General features: G+C 42.6%; 11 protein-coding genes. 8 read left to right on the top strand and 3 right to left on the bottom strand.

Annotation, left to right across the window (positions count from 1 at the left end; all coding sequences use genetic code 11):
- The 4 genes from VE944_RS01930 to VE944_RS01915 form a co-directional block, all read left to right on the top strand.
- Window positions 1–265 (top strand): hypothetical protein (locus VE944_RS01930; RefSeq protein ID WP_324971440.1); only part of this gene is annotated, 265 nt, incomplete at its 5' end.
- A gap of 365 nt (window positions 266–630) precedes the next feature.
- A complete protein-coding gene (locus tag VE944_RS01925) occupies window positions 631–1,431 on the top strand; it encodes an RMD1 family protein (protein ID WP_324971437.1) in 801 nt (266 codons plus the stop codon).
- Between the two features lie 181 nt (window positions 1,432–1,612).
- Entirely contained in the window at window positions 1,613–1,951 is a 339-nt protein-coding gene (locus tag VE944_RS01920) for a hypothetical protein (RefSeq protein ID WP_324971434.1), read from the top strand.
- 15 nt (window positions 1,952–1,966) lie between these two features.
- Window positions 1,967–2,308: a hypothetical protein gene (locus tag VE944_RS01915; RefSeq protein ID WP_324971431.1), complete on the top strand. Its 342-nt coding sequence runs from the start codon at window positions 1,967–1,969 to the stop codon at window positions 2,306–2,308.
- Between the two features lie 264 nt (window positions 2,309–2,572).
- On the opposite strand, the gene VE944_RS01910 is transcribed toward VE944_RS01915, so the two are convergent.
- Complete coding sequence (locus VE944_RS01910; RefSeq protein ID WP_324971425.1) at window positions 2,573–2,980, bottom strand: hypothetical protein; 408 nt, start codon at window positions 2,978–2,980, stop codon at window positions 2,573–2,575.
- Between the two features lie 465 nt (window positions 2,981–3,445).
- Window positions 3,446–5,296 (bottom strand): threonine--tRNA ligase, encoded by a 1,851-nt coding sequence (thrS, locus tag VE944_RS01905; RefSeq protein ID WP_324971422.1) that lies wholly within the window; start codon window positions 5,294–5,296, stop codon window positions 3,446–3,448.
- 393 nt (window positions 5,297–5,689) lie between these two features.
- Between thrS and VE944_RS01900 the strand changes: the two genes are divergently transcribed.
- The 4 genes from VE944_RS01900 to VE944_RS34040 all read left to right on the top strand — a co-directional run bounded on the left by VE944_RS01900 (window position 5,690) and on the right by VE944_RS34040 (window position 7,182).
- Window positions 5,690–6,007, top strand: coding sequence for a DUF2605 domain-containing protein (locus VE944_RS01900; protein WP_324971419.1), 318 nt, complete (start codon window positions 5,690–5,692; stop codon window positions 6,005–6,007).
- A 328-nt stretch (window positions 6,008–6,335) separates the two neighbouring features.
- On the top strand, window positions 6,336–6,665 hold the full coding sequence (locus VE944_RS01895) for a DUF2973 domain-containing protein (protein ID WP_229469394.1): 330 nt from the start codon (window positions 6,336–6,338) through the stop codon (window positions 6,663–6,665).
- A 173-nt stretch (window positions 6,666–6,838) separates the two neighbouring features.
- Window positions 6,839–7,024 (top strand): hypothetical protein, encoded by a 186-nt coding sequence (locus tag VE944_RS01890; RefSeq protein ID WP_324971414.1) that lies wholly within the window; start codon window positions 6,839–6,841, stop codon window positions 7,022–7,024.
- Window positions 7,009–7,182 carry a type II toxin-antitoxin system RelE/ParE family toxin gene (locus tag VE944_RS34040; protein ID WP_414690090.1) on the top strand — a complete coding sequence of 58 codons (174 nt, stop codon included), beginning with the start codon at window positions 7,009–7,011 and terminating at the stop codon, window positions 7,180–7,182. Before VE944_RS01890 ends, VE944_RS34040 begins: the two co-directional genes overlap by 16 nt.
- Here VE944_RS34040 and VE944_RS01885 read toward each other — a convergent pair.
- Entirely contained in the window at window positions 7,169–9,457 is a 2,289-nt protein-coding gene (locus tag VE944_RS01885) for an amylo-alpha-1,6-glucosidase (RefSeq protein ID WP_324971411.1), read from the bottom strand. The two genes, VE944_RS34040 and VE944_RS01885, sit on opposite strands and share 14 nt — an antisense overlap.
- Between the last annotated feature and the right edge of the window lie 33 nt (window positions 9,458–9,490).

The following is a 9,490-nucleotide window of genomic DNA, read 5'->3' as shown; positions in this document are numbered from 1 at the left end:
ATACTTAATAATTGAGGTTCAAAGCATGGACTCAACAGCTAAGGTTCAAACTGGGGAATTGTCCTGGTGTCTTCCACTGCCGTTGAAAGAGTATGCAATGAGCCGAGTAACTGTCTACTTTTATAGCGACAGATGGGTTCCAATTAAATATTGTTCTTTGGGAAAGGCAATTTTGCTTCACCAAAAGGCAAAATTAGAAGACAAGGAAATCTTATTATTTCCTACTAATCTAGACCCTAATGAACTCTCAAACTCTTTTAACTAAAATGGATTGAGTAGACTATTTTTCAAACAATCTTGGCAACAAATGAATTAGCTATCGAGGCGTACCTATAGGACTCATATTTGATTTTTGAACAAAACTCAGTACACCTTTATTCTTTCTTCCCAGTCCCCAGTCCCCAATCCCCAGTCCCTTACCTTTACGAGTGATTCAGAAATCAAAGACACTCGATAGCGCAGCGTTAGCGACGCAGGAGCGTCTGACTCGCTACCGCTTCGCTATAGATAGATTTATTGGTAAGCTGAGATGGTAGCGATCTCCAATAACAGGCATGAACTGCTCAAGTAGCCCGTCATAGACATCGCTACTTGAGCAGTTCAGGAGGCAGAATATAACATAGGGCGACAATGCAAAAACTTCTTTTTAATGACAGAGATAGATTTAGAGCGCAGGCCCTATTCCTTGGTAAAAATATTAACTTACAAAACTTGGAGAATTACGTTTGCTTGGCGACTATGCCAGTAATAGTTTCAGTTGGTGAACACGGCTGTGCGGTACTACTGAACTATGGTGCAGTTGTCCTGTTTAACCTTGAGTCTGTGGAAAAGGTAGCCTTTTTGACCAAACTATCCTCTCAAGTTAGTGGCTCTTTCGCCAACCCAGAAACAGAAGAGGTAGAAATTCATCTCAACCTAGCAGAGAGTGAGCGAGTTAAAGAAGGAAAAATTTCGCTGCATGAATTTAGTGTAGAACGCTTGCAGATAGTGGCTGATATTCTCGCCAAGAGTGTTGTGCTGTCTCACTATGAAACTAGCCTAGCCGGTGTATTTGATCAAATTGAACCCTTTGCAGCTAGTCTCCAGCGTGAAGACAGGAGTAGACGCCAGAGCCGGGAATTACTGCGTCAACTTGGGACTACTTTATTAGTTCAACATAAGATTGTTGGTCAAGTAGAAATTATCGATAAGCCTGAGTTACTCTGGGAATCCCCACAGCTAGAAAACTTATATCTGCGCTTGGAGGATGAATACGAAATCCGTGAACGTCACCATGCTCTAGAACGCAAACTAGATTTAATTTCCCAAACTGCACAAACGGTGCTGGAGTTCATGCAGCATAGCAGTAGCCAGCGAGTAGAGTGGTATGTGGTGATTCTGATTGTAGTAGAAATTCTTTTGTCACTATACGACATCATTTTCAAAGGCTAACGCTAAATGTGGAGAGCGTAAACCTATTGGACTAAGTGAAAACTGCTATATTCTATCAGACGATTTATAATCATCTGGGCTAGGTGCAAAATGTTAATTAAAAACATTCCTCCCTACGAACGTGATAGAAAATACTTGTATGATTTATGATTTTTGACTCATAGTGTAAGGATTACAGATAATGCACGTTCTCAAAAGATCCATCAAACCAGCCACTTATATATCGTTTCTCCACATTTACCAAACTACTTGGGGGACTGCTGGTGATATTTGTTTAATCCGTGAATCTGTAGCTAATGAAAGTACAGCAAAGTTTATCGGTCACAAAATCCAACTAGCAATTCCAAGAGGGTTGGAGCGCGATCGCATCGCTAACTGTCCCATAATCAAAGTTGCAGGTAATGTCGGTGACGGACATCCTAAAGAGCATCCGTTGGAATGGGAGACTTATGAAGGTGTAGATCCAGAAATAGCTCTAGCGGCTCTCAAACCTTGGGGCTTCAAGTTAATTGAACTCTAATGCGGCGATTTGATTATGCCTAAGCATCTACACCAAATGAAAAAGCGATCGCCCACTGATGAAGTCAAAACACTGCTCACATGGCTGGGTTTTCCTGGCACAAAAACGATTTCTACTCAATTGAGTCATGCTCAAGGTGATAAAACTCTCCAAATATTTGCCCAAGCCTGGGAACCCAGCCGAGATTTCGCACGATTACGGTCAGATTTAGCAAACAAAATCGCTGTAGTTGCGAAAAAAGTCTCTTGGCGATCGCAAGACATTTTCATCCTAGAAACTCACTACAACAATCTCAAAAATGCTGGATACGAAGCTGATTCGCTGCAATCAGTAATAGTTAAGCTCAAGGGTCGGTAGTGGTTTTTCAGGTTTTGGCTATTATTTGCGTAAGTTTTGTTGTTGATTTAATAAAAATCTGACTTTTCAGGTCATATAGAAAAGTTAACGCTAAACCTAACCCTTGAGTAAGTTTCCTTACTAGAGAATACAAGCGAGGTTTTCTAGAAAAGAGTGAAAAGTCAGATATTGCAATGAGTGGAAAAAGAGATTGTGTCTGTCCTACCGCCAAGTAGAATCAATGCTCAGTTCACTTGAAACTAAGCTAATAAATAGGCAAAAGGATTAATCACGACCCCAGTTGCGATCGCGCTCATAGCGATAGTTATTGTCATAAATGCTACGGAAGTTATTATCGCGCTCATAGCGACGGTTATTATCGCGTTCATAGCGGCGGTTATTGTCACGCTCATAGCGGCGATTATTATCGCGTTCATAGCGACGGTTATTGTCACGCTCATAGCGATCGTTATTGTCACGAATGTTGCGAAGGTCGTTCTGGCGGCCATAATCACCATTTCTGTGGTGACGACTGTGACGTTTGTAGTTCCCATGATCGTTGCGTTGATAGCTGTAGCTATCTAACTCAGCAACATAAGACGCTGGTGTATTAGCATCAGCTTTTGGAGAAATAGCCAAAGCTGATGCAGATGCTATCAAGCCAGCCAGCAAAATAGAGGTAAAGCGGTTCATAATGTTAGTCAAAAATTATTGACATTAATTTATGCAAATCCAGTCTGTTTAGGAAGAGCAGATTCCACAAGTCTTTAAATCTATGCTATCAGTCTTGAATAACTCAGAAAGTTTTCTTGGGTGGGGTGATTGAGAAAAATTTTGTTGTCTGTGATACTTTCTGACCTTCCAAATCCTGTTAAAAGTTAAAATTAAAATGAGTCTTTGAACTGGATGAATCCACCTCTGAACTCCATTAATGAGCTTTTGAACTCCGTTAATGAGTCTTCGATATTAAATACGTTACGTAAGCGTACCCTTCGGGAAGCAAGCTACGCATAGCGTCTGTCTGCGACACGCTACGCGAACGTAGAGAAGCTCATTGTAGACATTGCACCTTTGCCGAAACCTACCAGCTAGCCAATAATCTAATCTACTAGACAAAACGCACACCAATTATAATTAGTGTGCGTCTGCGGTTAGATTTTAGAAATTCTCGAACTTAGCGATCGCATCCTTAATCTTATCCACCACCTCATCGACAGGGATAACTCCCAATTCCCCAGAAGCGCGGGTACGGATACTTAAGGTGTTGGTTTCCACTTCCTTAGCTCCTACCACAGCCATCACGGGTATTTTTTCTTTCTCTGCATTGCGAATTTGTTTACCCAAGCGATCGCCACTAGTATCAACTTCTGCACGGATGCCCAATGCACGCATCTTCGCCACCACATCTTTAGCAAAGTCTAGCTGTGTATCACCCACTGGCAGTAATCTAGCTTGTACTGGCGCTAACCACAAAGGGAAATCGCCCGCATATTCTTCAATTAAGATCCCAATTAGTCGTTCTAGCGAACCAAAAGGCGCACGGTGAATCATCACTGGACGTTTGCGAACACCATCTTCGGCGACGTATTCCAAATCAAAGCGTTCTGGCAAGTTGTAATCTACCTGTACAGTTCCTAATTGCCACTCCCGTTCTAGGGCATCACTAAAGATAAAATCGAGTTTGGGGCCATAAAATGCCGCTTCTCCAATACCTTCAAAGTGATCCATCCCCAAGGTTTCAACTGCACGGCGAATTGCACTTTCGGCTTTGTCCCAAACTTCATCTGAACCGATGTACTTATCACTAGCAGGATCGCGGAAACTGAGCCTAGCTTTAAAGTTCTTCAGTTGCAGACTATTGAACACCGACAAAATCAAATCCACCACACTGAGGAATTCACTATCTAGCTGTTCTGGGGTGACGAACAGGTGAGAATCATCCACTGTAAAACCGCGCACCCGTGTTAAACCGCCCAATTCCCCTGATTGTTCGTAGCGGTAAACAGTGCCAAATTCCGCCAAGCGCATCGGTAGTTCTCGATAAGAGCGTAACTCACTCTTATATATTTGGATGTGGAAGGGGCAGTTCATCGGCTTCATGACGAAGCCCTGTTCCTGTGCAGCAGCTTCGGAGTTATCTGCCATTAAAGGGAACATATCTTCTTTATATTTCTGCCAATGTCCAGAGGTTTTAAATAAATCTACTCTGGCAATGTGAGGCGTTACTACGGATAAATAACCCCGTTTTAACTGTTCTTGCTTAAGGAAGTCTTCTAAAGTACTCCGTAATAGAGTACCTTTGGGTGTCCACAAAGGTAAACCCGGCCCCACTAAATCAGAAAATACAAATAATCCCAGTTCCTTACCCAGTTTCCGGTGATCTCGCCGTAGCGCTTCTTCTTTACGTCGCTTATATTCAGCGAGTTGTTCTGGACTTTCCCAAGCGGTAGCGTAGATGCGTTGTAATTGGGCTTTAGTTTCATCCCCACGCCAATAAGCACCAGCAACGCTTTCTAGCTCAATTGCCTTGGGGTTTAATTCGCTGGTATTTTCCAGATGAGGCCCCGCACACAAATCCCACCATTCATTCTCCAGGTGGTAAATCGTGATTGGTTCCTCTTTGATATCTGCCAGGATTTCTAGCTTATAAGGTTCGTTAATTCCCTGAATCCGGCGTTCGGCTTCTTCGCGGCTGACTTCTTCTCGAATAACCGCCAACTTGCGATTAATAATCTTCGCCATCTCTTTCTTGATGGCTTTGAGATCATTTTCGCTAAATGGTTCTGGATTATCGAAGTCGTAGTAAAAACCGTTTTCAATCCAAGGGCCGATTGTAACTTGCGCCTTGGGAAACAGCTTTTGTACTGCCATTGCCATAACATGGGAAGCAGTGTGGCGAATCTTCTTTAGGTTTTCCGATTCGCTGGTACGCGGTAAATAAATTTTTTCAACTTGTTCTGACTGTTCGGATTGATTTGATGAATTTGGCGACATTGGCTGCTGAACCATTGGCGAAGTGATTACAAAAGGTGATTTGTCTGAATCTGTAGGCTTATTCAACTATAGCGACTTTGATTTTTGCTTTTTTCACCTTTATCTTCTAACTACTGACTCAATTTGTGATAGGGGATAAAGATAAATTTTTCATCGGTTCGCTGAGTATCAAATTCAGGATTCCGCGCGCTCGCTAAATTATCTTATGAATTGCAACTTGCTGTCAGCGATACCTCTAGATGCCTCTCCAAAGGAACTGTACAAACTCATTAGCAAGACTATATAATGATTTATGTATTCTTTGTTACAAGTTTTTACCTGCTCGGATTATGAGAGAATGGAAAAAAATGTTAAGAAACGTAAATAACGTTAATATTAGTAAGAAAGTTTGAAATATCCTTCTCATTTATGTCAGACTCAAATTTACCAGGGACTGATTTGCTAGAAACGGTTTTAGAACCCCTGCTGGAAGATTTTCAGCATTGGTTTACGCGATCGCGTCATTTACTCGAAACCGAGCAACTATCATTTATGAGCCACCAAGAGCAATCTGACTTGCTTTTGCGGGTTAAGCAAGCGCAGGATGAACTAAATACGGCGAAGATGCTATTTACTGCTACTGATAAACAAGTCGGGATTGATATGGCAACGTTAATGCCTTGGCATGAATTAGTAACAGAATGCTGGAATGTTGCAATGCGCTTTCGCCAAGGGCGTGAAGTCTAAGCAACAGATGGGAGCATCTACTAAATTTTGGCAGACTACTTAACGATGTCTCAAGACTTGCCTCTTTGCGTCTACACAAGACGGTAAATCAGCCGTCAAAAAATAGTAAATCCCTCTTAAGAGTTTCTTAACATTTTTTGGATAAACAAAGTAATGTATCCTATGCTACCGTAAGTGGAATAACGGTTGACAAATAGCTCCATATAAATGTAACCGCACAAAGAGTGCGTCAAATACCCGTCTTAACTGTGAGTTACAGTGTCGGCGAAACAAAGCGTTACAAAATCAAAATAAAGTTTTAAAAATTGTTGTCCTGGAGGAAAATCCAATGTTACACCTGCTTTACATTCTTGCTTTTACAATCCTTGCATTTATAGCTGTTGGCAACTTAATTCGTAACTTGATCATGTTCAGTTTTGATCGGGAGCGAACTTACCCGACGAATTCCTCGCCAATGAATAATCAAGGCAATTATGGTTATTATTCATCAAAAAAACAGTTTGTACCCCATCCAGAGTTATTAGATAGCGCGGGCAAGTTAATTAAAGAGCCACTTTTGGTAATGCGTTCGATTAACGTTGAAGATGCGCGTCAACATCTCGATGCACTTTACGAAGCATCCCCAGGACATAAAAGAGATAATTCTGAGGAAGCATAAGAATTAGAAATTAGAAGTTAGGAGTTAGGAATTTGGGTGTAAATTATTGTTGTTTTTACATCCTTAACCCTTACCTGAGAATAAATTTATTACCATCCTTGAACTTGAGGCGATCGCGTCGTAGGCTGGTAAGTTAATATTGTGTTGTCCACTTGGCACAGGTTTAAGTTGCTATGAGTGACAAAGAAGCCGTTATTGAGTTGGTGAAACATTTACCCCACGATGTAACCCTACGAGAAATTGTTCAGAAAATTGAGTTTATTGCAGCTATACGGGAAGGGTTTGACCAAATTGACCAAGGGCAGGGGATTCCAATTGAGCAGGTTGAGCAGATAATGGATACATGGACTACCAAGTAATTCTCTCGCCAAAAGCAGTTGGAGATTTAGAGACTATCATTCGGTACATTGTTCAAGATAATCCTGAAGCTGCCAGAAAGCTTAGTCATATTACCAAGCATAAAATAGAGAGTAGTAAATTCCCTACTCCCTATTCCTTACTCCCTACGCTTCAATAACTACCCGCAAATTACCCCGTTTTTTCGCAACGCGACAAGCAGTCGTAGTTCCAGAACGCTCGAATTCTAAATCGAGGATAGTGGGGCCGACTCGCAAATTATGAAATGACAGACGATTAATCGATTCTGGCAAAGCGGGGTCGATTATTCGCAAGCAGTTATTTTGAGCATCAGGCACCAAGTTAACCATCATTTGCAGTAGTTGGAAGACACTACCAGTAGCCCAAGCTTGGGGAGTGCAGGCAACTGGATATTGCACAGGGGCATTATCACCGTTCCGTTCGTAGCCGCAGAAGAGTTCTGGAGGACGTTGATAAGGCTGCTGACTAGTCATGTCGAATAAACCTTGGAAAATTTCCAGGGCTTGATCGATAAGACCCAGCGATCGCAATCCCATTGCAATCAAAGCGTTATCATGGGGCCAAACCGAACCAGTGTGATAGCCCATTGGATTGTAAGCGGGTGACAAACTACTCAGAGTCCGAATGCCCCAACCATTAAACATATCTGGTGCCCGCAATCTTTCTGCAACACTATAGGCTCGTTCGTGGGTGAAAAGACCCAAATGCAGACAATGACCAGGATTTGAGGTAATACTGTCTACTGGCTTGCCATCTCCATCCAAAGCCAAAGCGCAAAAATCCTGGTTTTCTACCCAAAAATCTCGATTAAAACGAACCTTGAGATTTTTGGCCTCTTCTTGCCAACGATCTGCCAAATCAAGGCGCTTCTTCATCCTAGCTATTTCTGCTAGGCGCATTTTTGCAGCATAGACATAAGCTTGCACTTCACAGAGAGCAACTGGGCCGTTGGCTAATTCTCCCTTATGGTTTACGATACAGTCGTCAGAATCTTTCCAACCTTGGTTAACAAGACCGCGTTTGGATTTACGGAAGTAACTGAGGTAGCCGGTTTCTTTCGTATTGCGATCGATCCACTCCATTGCTGCTAGAGCATTTGGCCAAAGTTGCTCTAGAAGTTCGTGATCGTGAGTCCAAGCATAATGCTCGGCATACAGGATCAGCCACAGGGGAGTCGCATCAACTGTACCGTAGTAAGGTGTATGGGGAATTTCTTGACAACGAGCCATTTCTCCCAAACGTAACTCGTGCAAAATCTTACCTGGTTCTTCTTCGCGCCATTCGTCGTCGATTTTACCTTGGTATGCCGCAAGCAATATCAGGGTTTCTTTGGCGAGTTGCGAGTTTAACATTAGGGCTTGAGAAGCTGTAATCAGCGAATCCCGCCCAAATAGTGTCGAAAACCACGGCACTCCAGCCGAAACAGTCTTATGCTTACCAAAAGACTGGCGCAACAAATACATATCTTGCTCGGCCCGTTCAATCACTCGATTGAAGGTGCTTTTATCTGAGCTAATGCGTGTAATTTGCTGTACCCAGTTTTGCTCCTCCATCAACTCAGCAGCTTTCGCCTGTCCTAAAGTGAAGGCGGCGCTCACGGTTGAACTAGACTGGTTGTTTTTCAACATGCTCACCCGGTAGCCCAGCTTTTGAGTTTCGTGAGAAGCTAACTCTAGCTGCCAAACCGCAGTGTAACCCTTGAAATAGTCTGGTTGGCGATGCTGGAATAAAATACGGGATTCCATTACTGAGCCATCTAGACCTTGATAGGCAAGTGTTAAGGATTCTTCCCTAAAAGTTGGTGGCTCTTTGGGTATAGAGGAAATACTATCGGCTAGAGAAATTCCTTCTTCAGTCGTCGGTTCTACTAGACGTAAAAGCCGACCGCGTTTTTCTCTGTTGTAGCCCCGGACTTCAAATAAATCAACAAAATCCGCATCAAAGCTGATGGTTAGTTCAAAATTAATAGTTGTTGTGCTGTAATTAGATACTTCTATTTCTTCAAATAGTGCCCCATTCAGCACCATTTCCCGGCGAATTCCCACAGTTTCGGCTCTAAGGCGTTCGTCGATTCTGGGGTTGGTACACAAAGCTGAGAGTGAAAACCCTTTTTCGGCAGTACTACTCAGAAGTACAGGCGATCGCCCTTCAATTTGCAACTCCAAACGATTGAGAAATCTCGTATCACAGCAAAACAATCCCATGCTGGGATTGCCATCATTAAGGGAAGAGCCAGAAATGTTCCCAATAGTATCCGTCACAAAAAATAAATCATCATCTTTAACCGTCAGTGTCGGTTGTGGTCTTTCACTCACAACACAAGGCCACTCCGGGATAGGTAATTGTTCGGCAGGAATAAAAGTTTTTCCATCCAGGAAAATTTTTTCCGGGGTGATTAGCGTATCCGGTGTCATTAGCCAAAGTTCCGTATACAGGTCTATATTTTT

The sequence above is a fragment of the Nostoc sp. genome (genome assembly GCF_035638895.1).
GTDB lineage: Bacteria > Cyanobacteriota > Cyanobacteriia > Cyanobacteriales > Nostocaceae > Nostoc.
This window is presented reverse-complemented; position numbering and strand designations above follow the sequence as displayed.

Coding starts and splice junctions, on each gene's coding strand:
- VE944_RS01925 (WP_324971437.1), top strand. CDS start 631: ATGCAAAAACTTCTTTTTAATGACAGAGATAGATTTAGAGCGCAGGCC.
- VE944_RS01920 (WP_324971434.1), top strand. CDS start 1,613: ATGCACGTTCTCAAAAGATCCATCAAACCAGCCACTTATATATCGTTT.
- VE944_RS01915 (WP_324971431.1), top strand. CDS start 1,967: ATGCCTAAGCATCTACACCAAATGAAAAAGCGATCGCCCACTGATGAA.
- VE944_RS01910 (WP_324971425.1), bottom strand. CDS start 2,980: ATGAACCGCTTTACCTCTATTTTGCTGGCTGGCTTGATAGCATCTGCA.
- thrS (WP_324971422.1), bottom strand. CDS start 5,296: ATGGTTCAGCAGCCAATGTCGCCAAATTCATCAAATCAATCCGAACAG.
- VE944_RS01900 (WP_324971419.1), top strand. CDS start 5,690: ATGTCAGACTCAAATTTACCAGGGACTGATTTGCTAGAAACGGTTTTA.
- VE944_RS01895 (WP_229469394.1), top strand. CDS start 6,336: ATGTTACACCTGCTTTACATTCTTGCTTTTACAATCCTTGCATTTATA.
- VE944_RS01890 (WP_324971414.1), top strand. CDS start 6,839: ATGAGTGACAAAGAAGCCGTTATTGAGTTGGTGAAACATTTACCCCAC.
- VE944_RS34040 (WP_414690090.1), top strand. CDS start 7,009: ATGGACTACCAAGTAATTCTCTCGCCAAAAGCAGTTGGAGATTTAGAG.
- VE944_RS01885 (WP_324971411.1), bottom strand. CDS start 9,457: ATGACACCGGATACGCTAATCACCCCGGAAAAAATTTTCCTGGATGGA.